16 protein-coding genes are annotated in these 18,691 nt (G+C 44.3%); all 16 read left to right on the top strand.

The window, feature by feature from the left end:
• Positions 1–8: 8 nt before the first annotated feature.
• The 16 genes from CSH92_RS09630 (at position 9) to CSH92_RS17420 (ending at position 18,661) form a co-directional block, all read left to right on the top strand.
• The gene (locus CSH92_RS09630; RefSeq protein ID WP_100657371.1) at positions 9–1,595 is read left to right on the top strand and encodes a dihydrolipoyllysine-residue acetyltransferase; all 1,587 of its coding nucleotides are present in this window, start codon (positions 9–11) and stop codon (positions 1,593–1,595) included.
• A gap of 196 nt (positions 1,596–1,791) precedes the next feature.
• Complete coding sequence (locus CSH92_RS09625; RefSeq protein WP_164084703.1) at positions 1,792–2,634, top strand: 23S rRNA (adenine(2030)-N(6))-methyltransferase RlmJ; 843 nt, start codon at positions 1,792–1,794, stop codon at positions 2,632–2,634.
• Between the two features lies 1 nt (position 2,635).
• Positions 2,636–4,450 carry a serine/threonine protein kinase gene (locus CSH92_RS09620; protein WP_100657369.1) on the top strand — a complete coding sequence of 605 codons (1,815 nt, stop codon included), beginning with the start codon at positions 2,636–2,638 and terminating at the stop codon, positions 4,448–4,450.
• A 19-nt stretch (positions 4,451–4,469) separates the two neighbouring features.
• Positions 4,470–5,339, top strand: coding sequence for an acyl-CoA thioesterase (locus CSH92_RS09615; protein WP_100657368.1), 870 nt, complete (start codon positions 4,470–4,472; stop codon positions 5,337–5,339).
• Positions 5,336–5,860 carry a gamma carbonic anhydrase family protein gene (locus CSH92_RS09610; RefSeq protein ID WP_100657367.1) on the top strand — a complete coding sequence of 175 codons (525 nt, stop codon included), beginning with the start codon at positions 5,336–5,338 and terminating at the stop codon, positions 5,858–5,860. The genes CSH92_RS09615 and CSH92_RS09610 overlap by 4 nt, the downstream gene beginning before the upstream one ends.
• A 410-nt stretch (positions 5,861–6,270) precedes the next feature.
• Positions 6,271–7,407, top strand: coding sequence for a pyridoxal-phosphate-dependent aminotransferase family protein (locus CSH92_RS09605; protein WP_240612769.1), 1,137 nt, complete (start codon positions 6,271–6,273; stop codon positions 7,405–7,407).
• 57 nt (positions 7,408–7,464) lie between these two features.
• Entirely contained in the window at positions 7,465–8,694 is a 1,230-nt protein-coding gene (locus tag CSH92_RS09600; RefSeq protein WP_100657366.1) for a nucleoside recognition domain-containing protein, read from the top strand.
• 74 nt (positions 8,695–8,768) lie between these two features.
• Entirely contained in the window at positions 8,769–9,449 is a 681-nt protein-coding gene (locus tag CSH92_RS09595) for an SIMPL domain-containing protein (RefSeq protein ID WP_100657365.1), read from the top strand.
• 7 nt (positions 9,450–9,456) lie between these two features.
• A complete protein-coding gene (locus CSH92_RS09590) occupies positions 9,457–9,909 on the top strand; it encodes a GAF domain-containing protein (protein WP_100657364.1) in 453 nt (150 codons plus the stop codon).
• Positions 9,906–10,193: a hypothetical protein gene (locus tag CSH92_RS09585; protein WP_100657363.1), complete on the top strand. Its 288-nt coding sequence runs from the start codon at positions 9,906–9,908 to the stop codon at positions 10,191–10,193. Before CSH92_RS09590 ends, CSH92_RS09585 begins: the two co-directional genes overlap by 4 nt.
• Before the next feature lie 20 nt (positions 10,194–10,213).
• On the top strand, positions 10,214–10,864 hold the full coding sequence (gene proQ / locus CSH92_RS09580) for an RNA chaperone ProQ (protein WP_100657362.1): 651 nt from the start codon (positions 10,214–10,216) through the stop codon (positions 10,862–10,864).
• A gap of 1 nt (position 10,865) precedes the next feature.
• The gene (prc, locus tag CSH92_RS09575) at positions 10,866–12,902 is read left to right on the top strand and encodes a carboxy terminal-processing peptidase (protein ID WP_100657361.1); all 2,037 of its coding nucleotides are present in this window, start codon (positions 10,866–10,868) and stop codon (positions 12,900–12,902) included.
• Between the two features lie 113 nt (positions 12,903–13,015).
• Positions 13,016–14,350: a sodium-dependent transporter gene (locus tag CSH92_RS09570; RefSeq protein WP_100657360.1), complete on the top strand. Its 1,335-nt coding sequence runs from the start codon at positions 13,016–13,018 to the stop codon at positions 14,348–14,350.
• A 9-nt stretch (positions 14,351–14,359) separates the two neighbouring features.
• Positions 14,360–15,841, top strand: coding sequence for a Na+/H+ antiporter NhaC (gene nhaC, locus CSH92_RS09565; RefSeq protein ID WP_100657359.1), 1,482 nt, complete (start codon positions 14,360–14,362; stop codon positions 15,839–15,841).
• A gap of 7 nt (positions 15,842–15,848) precedes the next feature.
• Positions 15,849–18,401, top strand: coding sequence for an aminopeptidase N (gene pepN, locus CSH92_RS09560; protein ID WP_100657358.1), 2,553 nt, complete (start codon positions 15,849–15,851; stop codon positions 18,399–18,401).
• Positions 18,402–18,406: 5 nt separating this feature from the next.
• A complete protein-coding gene (locus CSH92_RS17420; RefSeq protein ID WP_100657357.1) occupies positions 18,407–18,661 on the top strand; it encodes a DUF2835 family protein in 255 nt (84 codons plus the stop codon).
• Positions 18,662–18,691 lie beyond the last annotated feature (30 nt).

Below are 18,691 nucleotides of genomic sequence, written 5' to 3'. Positions count from 1 at the left end.
CGAATGCAATGAGTAAAGATTTTATTTTACCTGACATCGGTGAGGGGATCGTTGAGTGTGAATTGCTGGAATGGTTGGTGAGCGAAGGTGACTTCATTGAGGAAGACCAGCCAGTAGCAGAGGTCATGACTGATAAAGCAACGGTACAGATCCCTGCCATGCATTCAGGCGTAGTTAAGAAGCTTTATTATAAAGTGGGTGAGATCGCTAAGGTTCACGCACCATTGTTCGCGATGAGTGAAGACACAAGCAATGAGGTTGCTGAACAAACTCAACCTGTAACAGAAGAAAATAAACAGCAACAAGTGTCTGCGGGCGGTAATGGGGTGAGTGAAGATTTTATCCTGCCCGATATAGGCGAGGGTATCGTTGAATGCGAGATCGTTAAATGGCTAGTCGCCGAAGGTGACGCTGTTGAAGAAGACCAACCTATCGTTGAAGTTATGACTGATAAGGCTGTCGTTGAAATTCCTGCGAAAACAGCGGGTAGCATTGGCAAGCAATACCACAAGGAAGGTGAAATCGCGAAAGTTCACGCGCCGTTATTCGCACTTATAACTGACTCGTTCGAGGTTGGCGCTGCTCCGGTCGCTACAGAAACACATAAAACGATAAACAGTGTGCCTGCGCCTGTCAGCAAGATTGATAGTAATACTAAGTTTCCTGATGGGGCATTTGAGCCCCCCGTTTCAATTCCTGGAAAAGTTCTTGCCAGTCCTGCTGTTCGTAGAATTGCGCGTGAACAAAATATTGATCTATCGAGCATTGCAGGGAGCGGTAAAAAAGGCCGTATCTTGAAGCAAGACCTAAGTGGTGCCGTTAATAATTCGTCAATAACAACTGTCGCTGAACAAGCGAAGGTAGAAACCCCTGTTGCAAGTTCTTTGCGCTCTAATACAACTGTTCAGGTTAAAGGGATACAAGCTGCAATGGCTCGGCAAATGGTCGATTCGGTTAGCACTATTCCGCACTTTACTGTCAGTGATGAATTAGACATGGGGCAGCTAATTGCGTTGCGTTCACAGTTAAAACCGGCGTTAGAAAAGAAAGGTGTTAAACTATCGTTTATGCCTTTCTTTATTAAGGCGCTATCTCTTGCGTTGAATGAGTTTCCAATCATTAATAGTCGTTTATCAAGTGATGGAACAGAGCTTACCTATCTCGCTGATCATAACATTGGTTTTGCGGTGGATAGCAAAATTGGTCTTTTGGTGCCTAATATTAAATGTGTGCAGGATAAGTCGATTGAGGATATCGCCAATGAAATGAACCAGATCATTGAGCGTGCACGAGAAGGTAAACTATCAAATCAAGACTTAACCGGCGGTAGCATTAGTATTTCCAATATTGGAGCTATCGGTGGCACGGTTGCTACTCCAGTCATCAACAAGCCTGAAGTTGCGATAGTAGCCCTAGGTAAAACCCAACAATTGCCGCGGTTTGATCAGCAGGGTAATGTAATTGCAGCCAATATAATGCAAGTTAACTGGTCAGGGGATCACCGCGTCATAGATGGTGCAACAATGGTTAAATTCAACAACTGCTTTATGGCTTACTTGCAACAACCATCCATGATGCTATTGAATTTACGATGACGGTAGTGATCTGTCCAAAGAATTAACGCGACTGATCCATTTGGACTACCGTTGAATGGTTTGAAGGCCTGTTTTCAATGCCGATTGAATGCAGGCCTTTTTATTTTCGATAACGTTGTTTATCGTGATGTTCATATGGTTATTTACCTCTAGTGCTGAGGGTGGTTAAATACGGTAAAAATGGCTGGAAACCACATTGTTAAGTTATAAACACGCCTTTCACAGCGGTAACCATGCAGACGTTTTAAAACACGTTTTGTTATTGGAAACCGTGCATCAATTTAAGCAAAAAAATAAGCCATTTTGTGTATTCGATACGCATGCGGGTGCTGGAGTGTATTCGTATGACGATGCAGAAGTCTTAAAAAATCGTGAGTTCGAAACTGGTGTCGCTTTGCTTAAGAATGACCAATCACTTGCTGATGGTATCATTCGTTATCAAACCTTAATTGAACAGTTTGGTAGGAATAAGCAATTACCAGGTTCTCCTGTGTTGATTGCGGAATCACTTAGGGAAGAGGACGAGTTAACCCTTTTTGAACTGCACGCATCAGAAGCTGATAAATTGAAGCGATTAGCAGAACTTAGCAATGCCAATATTCACCATCGCGACGGTTTTGAAGGCATTGTAGGGCTAACACCACCCAAGATAAGGCGAGGGATGGTGATCATTGATCCCCCGTATGAATTACTGGATGAGTATCAGAAGGTTGTTTCCACGGTAAGCCAAGTTCTACACAAATGGCCAAATGCTTGTATTTTAGTCTGGTATCCATTGCTTACCAAGCGCGCGAAGGCTAAAAGCGGGCAGTCGGAAAAAATGCTGCAAAAACTTGCTCCACTTGCTAAGTCTGGCGTTTTCAAAGCCGAATTATCGATAGCGAGTAAAAATGCAGAGGTTGGAATGTATGGCTCTGGCATGCTGGGAATAAATCCACCTTGGCAACTCTATACAGCCGTTTCAGATATTATTGAGCAACTGCATCATATGTTAAACGCGACAGATACCAACCTCGAATGGCTGGTGCCCCCGACCTGAGATGACAGATAGAAAGGCATTAAAACACTTTTATATTCCAGAAGAGCAAAGTATCTATTTGCTCTCGCACTCAGACGCTAAACGATTAAAAGATTGGTTTGCGCTTTGCTCTCAGCAATTAAAAGAGTTGGGTTACAGCCAAGTAGAAATGATAGGCAAGGGAGCGTTTGGTTTCGCGTTTGCGGGTGTAAGTCCTACGGGTGAGCAACACGTATTTAAATTTTCGCGTATTAATCTACCACAGCACGTCCAAGATCGACTTGAAGAAGAGGCGTTCATGCTAAGTCAGGTTGAGCATCGCTTTGTACCTGCATTAATCGAATTCCAACAAATTAAACGTCAATCAATCTTGGTTATGCAGCGTGCCATCGGTGAAGATTTAGAGCGCGTTTCCTTGCGTGAAGGACCGCTAGGTGCAGAAAAAGTATTAAAAATTGCTGTGCAATTGGCCGATATTTTACTGGAATTGCGCAGCAATGTTCACGGTGATTCGCTGAAACCCATCGTGCATGGCGATATTAAACCATCAAATGTGGTTTGGGACGCTAATACTCAAACTGTCGGACTAATTGATTGGGGCTCTAGTGTCTATGCTCAGCTAGACGAACGAGGTCAGCACATCAACCAAAACGTTATGGATCTGATGTCCGGTGATTTACAACAAACCAATGCCCGTTTAGGCGATGTCTACTTTATTGGTGAAGAGCAACTCAATGGTGCGTTGTCCTCACCGCGATTCGACGAACAAGGGCTAGCTGGTACTTTATATGCACTGGCTTCGGGACAATCAAGTCGCTTTGGCCGCCATGTGATACCACCGGCTTCTTTGGGCTTGCCGAAGGTTTTTGCTGATATATTACAGGGATTATTAAGTGATGATGCCACTGTGCGCCGACAGGCGGGTGACGCATTTTTTGCAAATCTATATTTACTCAAAAACATTAAGCTAGCACCGCATCATCACGGGCCTATGCCGGCGATGATCCCTTCATGGGTTAGCCCGCATGAAAAAGAAATCGAAACTGTTGTGTACAGTTCGCGTAAATCCTATCTTCGCCAACAAGCAGACCTTGACGAAGCAGACTTAAAATATATCAATGATGCGCAATTCGAACGTTACTACAAAAACTACATGCAAGGCATGGGGGAAATTGAAAAAGCCTTCATAGCCGCAGTCTCGAGGTTGGGTAAGTATCCTGTGGTTGGAGGCCTTGTGGTGCGGTGGCAGGCTGAAGGGATCTTTATTGACTCAAGTCTTAATTTGGTTGAACCAGAATTAAAGTACAGCTTTGATATGTCAGTTAATGTGGTCGTTACTCTGGCTCGGGCAATTCATAGAGAGGGTATTTTTAAATGCTGCATGTTTAATGCAAAAGATACATTGCATGTTGAGCGCGAAGATGAAAACGCACCCTTTATACCTTCTCAGGACCTAAGCATTGGCTTTGAAAAAAGTAAGCTATCAGTTTTTGAAGATGAAAGCCGCATGCATTCCTATTTTGAAGATGGCGAAGATCCCGACGAACTTCTTAAGCTACCTGAAGCATTGCTAAATGTTATTGCAAAGATGAATCAGATCCATCACACCGGTTGTATTATTTTCGAGTCACTTCCCACGCATTTAAAGATCCATAACTATTACAAGCTGCTGGATCATGCTAAAGAAAATGAATTCAGACAGTTATTGGCAAAAGTGATTGAGCTGATCCCCACAATAGAGGGTATTGGTATCTCTGGCTTTATGAAGTTACCCTACAAAGACACACGTTTTTTTGAACACCAAGCCGTGGCTAAAACGTATTACTATCCGAGTTAATAATGAGCACTTTATTTGTATGAAACAATCAAGTTTAACGCAATTGATGACACTAGAAACGCTTGATGCCTCGCTTTACCGTGGGCAAAGTTGGGATTTAGGTTTTCGTGCATTGTTCGGTGGGCAAGTGCTTGGTCAATCGTTGGCTGCCGCTAATGCAACTGTACCCGACGATCGCTTTTGCCATAGTTATCACTCCTATTTTTTGCTGCCAGGAGATGCGCAGAAACCGGTAATTTACGAAGTCGAAAGTGTGCGTGATGGTGGTAGCTTTTCAACCCGCCGGGTAAAAGCCATTCAAAACGGTAAAAATATTTTCTACATGACAGCGTCATTTCAAGTTGCTGAAGAAAATCTTACCCATCAGTTTGCACAAATGCCAGCAACTCCAGCGCCTGAATCTACACTCAGCGATGTTGAGTTCTATGAGCAAAATCCACATTTGGTTGGACGTGGAGTGCGAAATGCACTGGAGTACCATAAAGCCATAGAACTGCGCACAGTTGAAGCGATGAAGCCTTACAGTAGCGAGGTCACTGAGCCTAGAAAGCAGGTTTGGTTGCGTTCCAGTGAGCCTGTCTCGCGAGATTCGACAACGCTTCAGCAAGCTGTACTTGCCTATGCATCAGATTTTCACTTTTTAGGTACTGCTTTACAACCCCATGGTGTAGCCATTAATAACCCTAAGCTTCGCATTGCCACAATCGACCATTCAATTTGGTTTCATCGTAAGTTTGATATGAGTGAATGGCATTTATACGACATGGAGAGCCCTGTAACAGGCAATGCGAGAGGGCTAGTTAATGGCAAAATTTACAATCAAGCCGGTGAGTTAGTTGCTAGCACAGCACAAGAAGGCTTAGTGCGACTAGCAGGAGAAACAAGATGATTTATCGTTTTCAGGAGCATGAGCCAAGTGTAGCGGCCGACGCTTACGTCGCACCGGGCGCCCAGATAATAGGTAATGTTGAGTTAAAGTCAAAATCGAGTGTTTGGTTCAATGCGGTTGTGCGAGGGGATTGCGATAAGATCACTATCGGTGAGAGTACAAATATTCAAGACGGTAGCGTGCTGCACACAGATTATGGGATCCCCTTGAGCCTAGGCACTGGAGTTACGGTCGGCCACAAAGTGATGTTACACGGATGTCAAATTGGCGACTACAGCTTGATTGGGATCAATGCTGTCGTGTTAAATAATGCAAAAATTGGGCGCTACTGTGTCATTGGAGCAAATGCCCTGATTACTGAGGGGATGGAAATTCCAGATAATTCACTAGTCATGGGTTCTCCGGCGAAGATCGTTAAAACCATACCGGCCGATATGCAAGGTAAGCTAGAGGCCTCTGCCACACATTACGTCAAGAATGCCGAGTTATTCGCAGAACAGCTAACGTTACTGCCGGGTTAAAAATAACGTTTAAAATAAAAAATGCCCAGAATTATTGCTAATTCCGGGCCTAGGGGAATGGCTCATTGCTGAGCCGTGCGCTAACTTTTCCTACTGGGAGAAATGTACTACAAAAGTTCGAAAACTAATAATAGAACACAATTGATTAAATTATAAACATTTTTTGAAAATATTTTTAAAACAATATAAACAAGCAGTAACATCACTCAAACGAATTGACAGATTAACACAAAAAATAACACTAAGTGGTCGTACTTTGCGCTCTGAACTATTAAACCTGATTGAGTGATATTGGAGTGCGTTACCCCTGAGAAATATCCGCATAATTATCGTGAATGTTTAGCATATGCAATTGAATTCTCGTGAATGTGTGAAACAATACCGTTTTGGTTGTTTTCAAGGTGAAGTCGATGGCTGCAAACCCCCAATTTTCAACGTTTATTCCACAGCAAAGAACGCTAATGGGTCCCGGCCCATCAGATGTTAGTCCGCGGGTATTGAATGCGTTAGCCAGACCAACCTTAGGTCACCTTGATCCTCAGTTCATCGAGTTAATGGATGAAGTGGGAGATTTATTGCGTTATGCGTTTAGAACTAAAAACAAATTGACCATGCCAATTTCTGCGCCGGGTTCAGCGGGAATGGAGGCCTGTTTCGCCAATCTTGTTGAGCCAAAAGACAAAGTCATCGTTTGTATCAACGGTGTTTTTGGCGGGCGCATGAAGGAAAATGTTTTGCGCTGTGGTGGCGAGGCAATCACGGTTGAAAGCCCTTGGGGGCAACAAACAGACCCTGTTTTACTCGAGCAAACCTTAAAAGCGAATCCAGATGTTAAGGTTGTCGCATTTGTTCATGCAGAAACTAGTACGGGGGTACGAAATGACGCCAAACAGTTGTGTGCAATTGCCAAAAAGTACGGATGCCTCACAATTGTCGACACTGTGACATCTCTGGCCGGTGTGCAGCTTGAAATCGATGATTGGCAGATTGACGCTGCCTATTCCGGCTCTCAGAAATGCCTGAGTTGTGTCCCTGGTTTATCTCCTGTGACTTTTAGCGAAACTGCTTTAGACGTTATTCGCAAGCGTAAATCACCAGTGCAAAGTTGGTTTCTCGATATCAATCTTATTTTAGGGTATTGGGGAGAAGGCACCAAACGGGCCTATCACCATACTGCACCAGTAAATAGTCTATATGCACTGCACGAGTCGCTAATCATGCTGCACGAAGAAGGGATCGAAAATGCATGGGCGCGCCATGCGGAAATTCATAATCAGTTACGTGCAGGACTCATTGCTATCGGTATTGAATTTGCGGTGGACGCAGCCTATCGATTACCACAATTAAATGTTGTTAAGATCCCGGAAGGCGTTGACGACGCTACCGTTCGCCATGAACTGTTACGTCGATTTGGCCTTGAAATAGGTGCGGGACTGGGCGCATTCGCGGGTAAGGTATGGCGGATCGGACTTATGGGAACAGCGTGTACGGAAAAGAATGTACAACATTGTGTAGGTGCATTAGACGCGGTGCTCAATAAAAAATAATAAAAAGAGTTAATTTGTGTAACATTGGTATTAGTTGAATAAAACGGTCATAAAACAATGCTACACCGCATCTGGCTTTTTTTTATAGTCGCGGCGTTTTTAAGTACAGTCTGGCAGGTCGTTGTATCTGGTGATTTAGGCGCTTTTGAAACGACCATGGCGTCAATAACCGCAATGGCAACACTGAGCGTTGATATTGCAATCGGGCTGATTGGATTACTGGCGTTTTGGTTGGGGATTTTCAATGTCGCTGAACATTCGGGGTTAATCGCGAAAGTTTCCCGCGTGCTTGAGCCATTGTTGTGTCGTTTGATGCCTGATATTCCGAGAGGCCACCCAGCCATTGGTAGTATCACCATGAATATGTCTGCGAATGTGTTAGGTCTAGATAATGCCGCTACCCCATTCGGTATCAAAGCGATGCAAGACATGCAGACATTAGCGCCTAACAAAGATACCCTGACAAATAGTCAAATTTTATTCCTAGTACTCAATACATCATCAGTCACGCTATTTCCAATCGCTGTGTTTTTATACCGCGCTGAGCAAGGCGCGATGCAACCCACAGATGTCTTTATTCCAATTTTATTGGCCACTAGCGCTTCAACACTAGTCGGGCTCATTGTAACCTGTGCTATACAGCGGATAAATCTGTTTAATCGCGTTGTTGTGTTGTATTTATTCGGATTGTTTAGCTTACTGTTTAGTATTGTTCTTTATTTTGCCAATCTTGCTACTGAACAGTTGGCCCAGCAGTCATCGTTAATCGCCAATTTTATTTTGCTGTTGTTTATTGTGATTGTGTTAATCGCAGGCTGGCGCAAAGGTCAAAATACCTATGAATTGTTTGTAGAAGGTGCCAAAAAGGGCTTTGAAGTTGCTATTTCGATAATTCCTTTTCTACTCGCCATGTTGTTTGCTATCGGCATGTTACGCGCAAGTGGAGTAAAGGGCTCGGTGGCTGACGGGATTGCTGGCTTTGTTGCCATATTTGGTCTCGACACTCGATGGGTAGAAGCCATTCCAACTGCACTTATGAAACCACTCAGCGGATCCGGCGCACGGGCACTCATGATTGAAACGATGCAGTTTCACGGCGCGGATTCTTTCGTCGGGCGCTTAGCTTCGGTCATGCAAGGCTCCACGGAAACAACGTTTTATGTATTAGCCGTTTATTTAGGCGCGGTTGGAATAAAGCACAGCCGCTATGCTGTTGGTTGTTGTCTTGCTGCAGATATCGCCGGTATCACGGCTGCCATTTTCGTTAGCTACTGGTTTTTCGGATAATTGTACTCAGTTTGTTGTTCAGACAATGTTAAGGTCATGGTGTATATCATAAGCTGACTTACACTAAGGAGTTAATGATGTATAAATTATGCGGTTTTATCTTATTGTTGTGTTGTTCAAGTCTAGCGCAAGCGAATGAAACCCCAATGATTGTGGTGCAGGGAAATGCTTCAGTTAGTGCAGTGCCTGATGCATTTTCCATAACCTTTGTGATCGAGGCTAGGGGGGAGGTTGTGAGCAAATTGAACCAAGACGTTACAGCGAAAACCCGACAAATTATAACCTTTTTGCGTGATCAGAGTGTCGCTGAGCGCCACATCCAAACCATGCAGATACGGCTTAACCCTTATTATGAAAGGAACGCAAACGGTGAAGCAAAGGCGGCTGGGTTTGTGTTGAGTCGCACTATTTCGGTAACCCATACTGAATTAGAACAATACGATGCATTGATAGACGGAGTGTTGCGTGCAGGTGCTAATCGTATGGAAAATTTTAACTTTATTGTGAGCCAACGCGAAAAGCTCTATGAGCAAGCATTGGTTGCCGCAATGGAGAATGCACAAAATAAGGCCAAACTCCTATTAAAACCGACAGGGGCCGAGGTCGGAGCATTGATTTCAGTGTCAGAAAATTTTATAAATCACCAACCAGCAATGCGAATGCGAATGATGGCTGCTGACGCAGAAATGTCGAGCGCAGTGCCGGGTACAGAAGCGGTTAGTGCTCAATTATCAGTTACTTTTGCAGTCGAATAAGGACACCATGAACGTAGATTATAAGTTACTTGCCGAGCAGGTGAAGGCGCTAACAGCTGGCGAAAAAGACACTGTTGCCAATATGGCTAATGTCAGTGCTTTACTGTTCAACCAATTACCCGATTTGAACTGGGCGGGTTTTTATCGTGTTATCGACGGTGAATTAGTGTTGGGGCCGTTTCAAGGGCAACCTGCATGTATTCGGATCCCCATGGGGAAGGGGGTCTGTGGAACGGCAGCCAGTACTCAGCAAACCCAAGTGGTTGAAGATGTTCATCAGTTTGAAGGTCATATTGCGTGTGACGCCGCATCCAATTCTGAAATCGTTATTCCAGTGTTTCAAAATGGCCAGGTCATTGCGGTATTGGATATAGACAGTCCTAAATTTGCGCGTTTTAATGCCGAAGATGCAGAAGGCCTACAAACAATAGTAACCCTATTTGAAGAGACGTTAACTTGAAGGAACTTATCGATATCCATACCGTATTATCGACGCCGAGTGACTTAGATGATCTGCATGATGATCCGGAGCAAGCAAGCGATAGCCTAAACCTGTTATTACACGCGGTATATCTAAAGTCTCCTGATGATGTACCGCTGTATCGTCTGGAAAAAATGCTGCAATATACGTGGGAATTTTGGGTCAACGAGCAACAACTTAGCGATATTGATGATGATGATTTGACGGATTGGGTTGACCAAATGCTAGCAACTTGGGATGATTCAGATCATGAAGAAGATTAAACTACAGCGTTTCACACTCAATGGATAGCACTGAAAAGTTAGCTAATAGTAAAGAAGTCATTGCATTTCTTGCTGAAAAATTTCCCAATTGTTTCTCAGTTTCAGGTCAAGCAAAGCCATTAAAAGTTGGTATTTTTCAAGACTTAGCCGAAGCATTACAAGACGAACCGAAAGTCAGTAAAACACTATTACGGTCGTCACTTCGTCATTATACCAATAGCTGGCGTTACCTTGAGTCGGTAGTCGTAGGAGCTCATCGGGTTGACTTAGCCGGAGAGCATGATGCCGAAATAGAGGCTGAGCATGCTGAGCATGCACAAAAGCAACTAGCGGAGAGTAAAGCGCTAGCAGCTGAAAAACGTAAAGATCAGAAACGAACACCCAAGAAACGCAGTGATAAGCCGCGTCAAGGTAAATCGGAGAAGTCCAATGGTATTAAAAAGACCGGAACTTCTTCCCCTAACACTCGCTCTAACAAGCCTACTCCTCAGAAACTAACCACGGACGATATGGTCGTTGGAACCAAGGTTACGGTTAAACTTGGTAAAGTGCCAATGCCAGCGGTGATTACTGAAGTAGCTAAAGATGGTATTCACGTGCAACTTGACACTGGAATGGTGGTCAAGGTTGCTGAGAATGCATTACGTTTGGCGAGTCCCAAGAGGTCGTAATATGAAAAAAATGCTCCGTCTATCCCTGTTATCTTCGTTTGTTGCAGTCGCGTTTGTTAGCGCTGCGCCGACTACGGAGACAGTTGATTCACTTCCAGTTTTACAACAAGAGTCACAACATGAGGCCGCAGCTAAGCGAGTGTCTCGAATGTTTACCCGTGCTCATTACTCGGAAGTAGTGTTAGACGATGCATTATCAGAAAAGATTTTTTCACGATTTTTACGGATCTTGGATAACAACAGGAACATACTGTTGCAGCAAGACGTGGATAAGTTTGCTGCACATAGAACTCAATTCGACGAAGCAATTAAACTTGGTGACCTAAATGTTGCTTACGAAATGTATGCATTTAGTCTGGAACGCCGAATTGAACGCTTTCAATATGCGTTAACTCTGCTTGATAAACCGTTTGACTTTACTGTGGCGGGTGATCAATTCCACTATCGTCGAGATGAAGCTGATTGGCCAGTTACAGAAGCTGAAATCAATGAATTGTGGCGTCAGCGGGTCAAGTATGATGCGTTAAACTTGAAATTAGCGGAAAAGAACCCTGAGGAAATCAAAGAGCTACTTGAGAAGCGCTACACTCGGGCAATCAAGCGTCTTCAGCAAACCACTAGCGAAGATGTGTTCCAAACTGTTATGAACTCGTTTGCGCGCAGTATCGAAGCACATACGAGTTATTTATCACCCCGCAATGCCGAGCGTTTCCAGATGGATATGAATCTATCGTTTGAGGGCATTGGGGCGGTGTTACAGAGTGAAGATGACTATACCGTTATTAAAAGCATTGTGGCTGGCGGTCCAGCAGATTCATCGAACAAACTCAAACCGGAAGATAAAATTGTCGCTGTTGGTCAAGACGACGAGCCATTTGTTGACGTCATAGGTTGGCGTTTAGACGAAGTGGTCGACCTGATCAAAGGGCCTAAAGGCAGCACTGTGCGCCTTCAGGTCATGAAAGGTAGTGGTGACAGTAAAGCGTTAGAGTCTATCGCTCTGGTGCGCGACAAAATTAAACTGGAAGATCGCGAAGCTAAGTCAAAAGTGATCATTCCTGAAACTGGCCCAAATCAAGGTGAGAAAGTCGGCGTTATTGAAATTCCATCGTTCTACAATGCGCTGCATGAGGATGTTAAGCGCGAAATTGATGAGCTTACTGAGCAGGACGTAAAAGCCATGATCATCGATTTGCGTGGTAACGGCGGGGGTTCTTTGCCTGAAGCGATATTACTGACCGGATTATTTATTGAAAAAGGTCCAGTCGTGCAAATACGTTATGGTGAGGGACGCGTTAAAGTCGACAAAGATACTGACGGAAAAGTTTATTACGATGGCCCATTGACTGTGCTTGTCGATCGTTACAGTGCTTCTGCGTCAGAGATTTTTGCCGCCGCAATGCAGGACTACAATAGAGCGTTGATCATTGGAGAGCAAACATTCGGCAAAGGTACAGTTCAACAGCATCGTCCGCTCGGTCGCGTGTATGACCTGTACGACAACCCATTGGGCAGTGTGCAATTTACCATTGCGAAATTTTACCGTATCAATGGTGGCAGTACTCAGCATAAAGGTGTGGTGCCGGATATTGCCTACCCGAGCGCGGTAGAACCTGAAGAGTGGGGAGAAAGTCAGGAAGAGAATGCGCTGCCTTGGGATAGTATTGGTCGCGCAAATTATATGACATTCGGTGACAGTCAGCAGGCGCTTGATGTATTGACTGCCAAGCATCAAAAGCGTGTGATGCAGGAGCCCGAGTTCCAGTATTTGTATGAAGACATTGCAGAATACAAAGCACATAAAGATGAAAAATTTGTCAGCCTTGTTGAGTCTGAGCGTTTAGCCAAGAAACGAGAAGCTGATGAAAAGCGTTTACAAAGAACGAATGAGCGTTTGGTGCGCATGGGACTGGAGCCCGTGGCTAAGTTAGATGATGTACCAGACGATTTAGAATTCGAAGACCCGTTCTTATTGGAAGCGGCTAATATCACTGTTGATATGATTGAAACTGGCCGTTACGCAATTCGCACAAATTAATTCTACAATTGTCGCTAATAATGATATGTTTCACACTTTGACGGGCTTTTTAAAAGCCCGTTTTCTCGTCTTTAGGCGAATGCATAACACAATAATAACTAAGAGGAATATGCATGAGTGCTCGCGGAGAATTCTCATCTCGCTTTGGCTTTATTTTAGCCGCTGCCGGTTCAGCTGTTGGATTAGGTAATATCTGGGGCTTCCCCAATCAAGTTGCCGAAAATGGTGGTGCTGCATTTGTATTGGTTTACTTGCTTTTAGCCTTTGTTTTAGCCTATCCAGTGTTAATGGCGGAGTTAGTCATCGGCCGCGCCAAACGTTCTAATATGGTAGACGCTCTGGGTAAAATATCCGGCAATAATTTAGGACGTGCAGTCGGATTGTGGGGCTGTGTAACCGTATCGCTTATACTTGCCTTTTACGCTATTGTTGGTGGCTGGATGATTGCCTATTTCCTAGAAGCCATGGTGCGCTATATCGGCGCAGTTGATGTGGCCGAGTGGATGATCGGTTTCTCACTTGAGCGTAATTTGTTGTTCTGTGCACTGTTTTTTGGTCTGACTGCGTTCATTGTTAACGGTGGTGTGAAGCAAGGCATTGAGCGCTGGTCTGTGCGGTTAATGCCAACATTAATCCTAATCATCCTAATGCTAATCGTCTACGTCAGCACCCAAGACGGTGCAGTAGAAGGTTGGAAGGCATACTTGGTCCCAGACTTTAGCAAAGTGTTCAACCCTGATCTTCTCATCAGCGCAATGGGCCAGGCATTTTTTAGTATGTCACTGGGGGTTGGAACAATGCTGGTTTATGGATCCTATGTCAGTAGCAAAGAAAATTTACCCACACTAGGTGCATCCGTCGCTCTTGTGGATATTGGTGTCGCAATTTTGGCCGGTATGCTAATCATTCCTGCTATGTATGTAGCGTTGAATAATGGTGTGCAAATTTTTTCTGAATCTGGGGCGTTGATTGGTGAAGACCAGCTTATTTTCACTGTGTTGCCCGCCTTATTCGCGTCAATAGAAACCGTAGGACCATTTATCGCTTTTGCATTCTTTGCGTTGATGGTAATTGCTTCCGTAACATCCTCAATATCAATGCTTGAAGTACCAGTAGCCTACATGGTTGAAAACCGTCAAGTGCCGCGTTCGCGCGCTGTGTGGATCCTTGCATTGATTATTTTTGCGTTAAGTACATTGATAATTTTTAACTTTTCCTCTCTTTTTGGTTTAGTGATTACTGCGACAACCCAGTATAGCCAACCGTTATTAGGTATGGTTCTGTGCATATTTGCTGGCTGGGTATGGAATAGAAATGGTTTATTACAGGAATTACAGCAAGGGTCGCCAGAAATTGAAAAAACCTTGTTTTGGAAGATTTGGCCGGTGTACGTGAAATTCATTTGCCCGGTTGTTATTTTCTTTATGTTCATCCGTTCAGTGCTGTAGGAAAAGCCAATGTCCGAAACACAAATAAAACAACCTTCTATGCTAGATGCGTTGATCCCCGTTATTGTCTTGATCATCATGATGGGCGGAGCAGTTTACATTTTTGGCGATGGCTCATCATATGGCCCCAATCAGATAGCATTGCTAATCGCTACCGGTATCGCTGCCATTATCGGTCTAAAGAATGGCTATACCTGGCAAGCCATTGAAAACGGCATTATCAAAGGGATATCAATGGCACTAGGTGCCTGCTTGATCTTGCTTGCAGTTGGATCACTGATTGGTACTTGGATGCTTGCTGGCACTGTTCCGACGTTAATTTACTTTGGTCTAGAGCTGCTGAATCCGGCTATTTTTTATGTCGCTACGTGCGTCATTTGTGCCGTTGTCGCCATGAGTATTGGTAGTTCATGGACTACCGCAGCGACAGTGGGGGTTGCGTTGATGGGCGTCGCAGCCGGTATGGAAATGTCTGCTGCAATTACCGCTGGGGCGGTTATCTCAGGGGCTTATTTTGGAGACAAAATATCACCGCTGAGTGAAACCACGAATTTGGCTCCGGCTGTTGCTGGTACGCAACTCTTTGAACATATCCGTTACATGCTATGGACGACTATTCCTAGTTTTGGCTTAGCCTTGGTGTTTTTCCTTATCTTGGGTTTCAATCAAGATTTGGAAGCGTCATCTGCCCGTATAAAAGAAATGCAAACGCTATTGCAGGGCGAGTTCAAGCTTGGCTGGCACTTATTGGTACCGTTATTTGTTTTATTGGCGTTGGCAATTAAAAAGGTACCTGCGTTCCCAGCAGTCTCCATAGGGGCGCTGTTAGGCGGTATTTGGGCATTAATATTCCAAACTGATGTCGTTGCGTCGATGAATACCAGTGATTTTCAGGGTTGGTTAGGCAATGTTACCGTCGTGTGGACTGCATTGTTTGGCGGTGTGAGCTTTAGTACTCCAGACGCCAACTTAAATGATTTGCTCAGTCGTGGTGGTATGGAGAGTATGCTAAATACGATTTGGTTAATCATCTGTGCAATGTCATTTGGTGCGGTGTTAGATAAAATCGGCTTACTTAAGCGTGTAGTCAGCACCATATTAAAGGGCGCCAAGTCGGCTGGAGATATGGTTTCGCGCACTATTTTAACTTGTATCGGCACAAATTTGGTGACTGCAGACCAATACATGGCGATCGTAATGCCAGGACGAATGTTCAAAGAAGAATTTGAATCACGCGGTCTAAATCAGCTGAATTTGTCGCGGAGCTTGGAAGACGGTGGAACTATCACTTCAGCTCTCATCCCTTGGAACACTTGCGGTGCATATATGCACGGAGTCCTTGGTGTGCATCCGTTTACCTATTTTGCTTATGCGTTTTTTAACTGGTTAAGCCCTATATTAGCGGTAATATACGCTTACCTGGGTATTAAAATACTGCGCATAACACCACCGAACTTAGAAGGTCATATTTCACCCCAAGAATCAAAGTGATTGTGCTATGAAAAAAGCTAAACGACTATCCGATTATGTCGCTCCGGCGTTCTCAGTTGAAACCGTAAAGCTTGATATCCAGCTGCACGAAAGTAATACCCTAGTTGTTTCTAAGCTCCGTGTTAAGCGTCTGGATGTGCAGGCGCCATCGCTGCAATTAGACGGTGAAGGACTAGAATTATTGGCGTTGGAGCTAGATGGTGAGGACTGGAAGAAATATTCGCAGACTGACGCACAGCTTGTTGTTGATGATGTGCCAGACGTATTCGACCTAGTCGTTACTACCCAGTGCAACCCAAGTCAAAATACAGCGCTAGAAGGGTTATATCTCTCCAATGGAACCTTTTGCACTCAATGTGAGGCTGAGGGATTTCGCAAAATCACATATTTCATGGATCGGCCGGATGTGTTGTCGACCTATGAGGTGACCTTAACTGCAGACAAAGCTAAGTTCCCCCAATTGTTAGCCAACGGCAATAAAATTGCGTACGGTGAAAATACCGATGGTTCACATTGGGTCACTTGGCAAGACCCATTTCCTAAACCCTGTTATTTGTTTGCTTTAGTTGCCGGTGATTTAGCGTGTGTGGCAGACAATTTCACCACCCGTAGTGGACGTAACGTCGCGATTGAGCTTTACCTGGATAAGCATAATGCGACACGCGGCGGCCATGCTGTTGAGTCGCTAAAACGTGCAATGCGATGGGACGAAGACACCTTTGATTTAGAGTATGACCTTGATGTTTATATGGTCGTTGCGGTTGATTTCTTCAATATGGGCGCTATGGAAAATAAAGGCCTAAATATATTCAATAGTAAATATGTGTTAGCCGATGAAGCGTCAGCTACTGACGATGATTACTTTAATATCGAGTCGGTGATTGCACATGAATATTTTCATAATTGGACAGGTAATCGGGTAACGTGTCGTGATTGGTTCCAATTATCCTTAAAAGAGGGGTTGACCGTATTTCGCGATCAATTGTTTAGTGAAACCTTCAATGCCTCGCTATCCACGCGTATCAAGCAGGTTAAGGTAATGCGTGAGCATCAGTTTGCAGAAGATGCGAGCCCAATGAGTCATCCCATTCGGCCACAAGAAGTCATCGAGATGAATAATTTTTATACGGTGACGGTTTACGACAAAGGCGCTGAGGTCATTCGCATGCTATGGACGCTGTTGGGTGAAGCAGGGTTCAAAAAAGGTATGAAGCTTTATTTTGCTCGACATGATGGGCAGGCAGTAACCTGTGACGATTTTGTCAACGCAATGCAAGACGCAAACAGTGTTGACCTGACCTTGTTTAAACGTTGGTATGAGCAATCGGGTACTCCTGTTGTTTCGATGCAACGTATGGATGAGAAAACGCTGCGCATTAGTCAACATACGCCTGCTACTGCAGATCAAGAGCACAAAAAAGCATTATTGATCCCCCTTTCAATTGAACATTTAAGTGCAAATGCGGATGTTGAAGCTAGCGGTGAGCGTATTGTTTGGCTTGATAGTGATAGTGTCGATATTTCTTTGAGTACCGAAGAATCTGACACTGTAATACTCAACTGTGGTTTTCGTGCACCAATAAAAGTTGATGTTGATTTCAGTAATCAAGAACTCGCGAGGATTATGCAGTCAGCGTCCCATCCATTTGATCGTTGGGATGCGAGTCAACGATTGTTCATCCGCAGTGTAATCCGCTGCGCAGAGCAGGGCGGGCGGGCGTCAGATGACACCGCAAAAATATTCGCCGAGTTTACTCAACAAAACCTATCAGACTTAGAGTTGTTGAGCGAAGTATTAGCTGTGCCTAGTTTAGAGTCGATTGTTGCTGATCTTAACTACGTCGATTTCGATCAATTAGTACCGGCTTATAATACGGTAAAAAGCAGCATTGCGAGTGCGTGTTTGCCAGCACTGAAAGAGGTTTTAAGCCAGCTTCTGCCGCGCAAAAATTACAGGTATGACGCTGAAAATATAATGCAGCGACGGTGTTTAAACTCGGTGCTTCGTTTAGGTGCTGCAACCGAGATTTCTGTCGATACAATTCGCGATTTATATGCGCAATCGGACAATATGACAGACACCTTGACTGCGCTACAAAGCGCTCAAATTTTCAACCTAGATGTATTTGAGTCGTTGATGGCTGATTTTGAACAACGCTGGCAAAAGGACCCATTGGTGCTGGATAAGTGGTTTGCGCTGCACGCGACTTGCCAGCGCCCTGATATCTTGGCGCGAATGCAATTACTCATGGCGCATAAGCAATACTCCATTCGTAACCCCAATCGCATTCGCGCAATATTAGGAAGTTTTGCGTTTTATAACACACCCTGTTTACACGCATCTGACGGGAGCGGATATAAATTCTTGGTTGACCATTTATTGGAAATAGACCAAGTCAATGCTCAGGTTGCTGCACGTATAGTTACTCCATTGTTGAGTTGGAAAAAGTTTGATGGACAACGTCAAAACCTGATTAAGGCCCAACTACAGCGATTAGCCAGCAATCCACAAATTAGTCCTGATGTGTTTGAGAAAGTGAGTAAAAGCCTCGCGAGTTGAAGACCATGAGCTACAATGAATATGAAATATCAATCTGTGTTTCTTACGCTGAATGCGAACGGCTATATATGCAAGGAAGTAATACAGTGGTGGTGACAACGACAACCGGTTTGCGGGTTCAGTTGCCGACCAAAAACCTTCGTCCTTTCGTGGGGCCTAAGGGTATCCACGCGCGATTTAAGTTGGTAACTACTGAACAAAACAAGATTGTAAGTTTCACTCAAATTAGTACTCATGAGCATCGAACAGCTGCTCAATAAATAAACGAAAATTTAGGTGTCGGAAGAATT

Source organism: Neoalteromonas flava, from assembly GCF_002807685.1.
GTDB classification, from domain to species: Bacteria; Pseudomonadota; Gammaproteobacteria; order Enterobacterales; family Alteromonadaceae; genus Alteromonas_E; species Alteromonas_E flava.
The sequence above is the reverse complement of the archived record's forward strand: the minus strand, read 5'-3'. Positions and strand labels throughout refer to the sequence as shown.

Bases quoted from the DNA above. Each gene is read 5' to 3' on its own strand.
- CSH92_RS09630 (WP_100657371.1), top strand. From the start codon at position 9: ATGAGTAAAGATTTTATTTTACCTGACATCGGTGAGGGGATCGTTGAG.
- CSH92_RS09620 (WP_100657369.1), top strand. From the start codon at position 2,636: ATGACAGATAGAAAGGCATTAAAACACTTTTATATTCCAGAAGAGCAA.
- CSH92_RS09615 (WP_100657368.1), top strand. From the start codon at position 4,470: ATGAAACAATCAAGTTTAACGCAATTGATGACACTAGAAACGCTTGAT.
- CSH92_RS09610 (WP_100657367.1), top strand. From the start codon at position 5,336: ATGATTTATCGTTTTCAGGAGCATGAGCCAAGTGTAGCGGCCGACGCT.
- CSH92_RS09605 (WP_240612769.1), top strand. From the start codon at position 6,271: ATGGCTGCAAACCCCCAATTTTCAACGTTTATTCCACAGCAAAGAACG.
- CSH92_RS09600 (WP_100657366.1), top strand. From the start codon at position 7,465: ATGCTACACCGCATCTGGCTTTTTTTTATAGTCGCGGCGTTTTTAAGT.
- CSH92_RS09595 (WP_100657365.1), top strand. From the start codon at position 8,769: ATGATGTATAAATTATGCGGTTTTATCTTATTGTTGTGTTGTTCAAGT.
- CSH92_RS09590 (WP_100657364.1), top strand. From the start codon at position 9,457: ATGAACGTAGATTATAAGTTACTTGCCGAGCAGGTGAAGGCGCTAACA.
- proQ (WP_100657362.1), top strand. From the start codon at position 10,214: ATGGATAGCACTGAAAAGTTAGCTAATAGTAAAGAAGTCATTGCATTT.
- prc (WP_100657361.1), top strand. From the start codon at position 10,866: ATGAAAAAAATGCTCCGTCTATCCCTGTTATCTTCGTTTGTTGCAGTC.
- CSH92_RS09570 (WP_100657360.1), top strand. From the start codon at position 13,016: ATGAGTGCTCGCGGAGAATTCTCATCTCGCTTTGGCTTTATTTTAGCC.
- nhaC (WP_100657359.1), top strand. From the start codon at position 14,360: ATGTCCGAAACACAAATAAAACAACCTTCTATGCTAGATGCGTTGATC.
- pepN (WP_100657358.1), top strand. From the start codon at position 15,849: ATGAAAAAAGCTAAACGACTATCCGATTATGTCGCTCCGGCGTTCTCA.
- CSH92_RS17420 (WP_100657357.1), top strand. From the start codon at position 18,407: ATGAGCTACAATGAATATGAAATATCAATCTGTGTTTCTTACGCTGAA.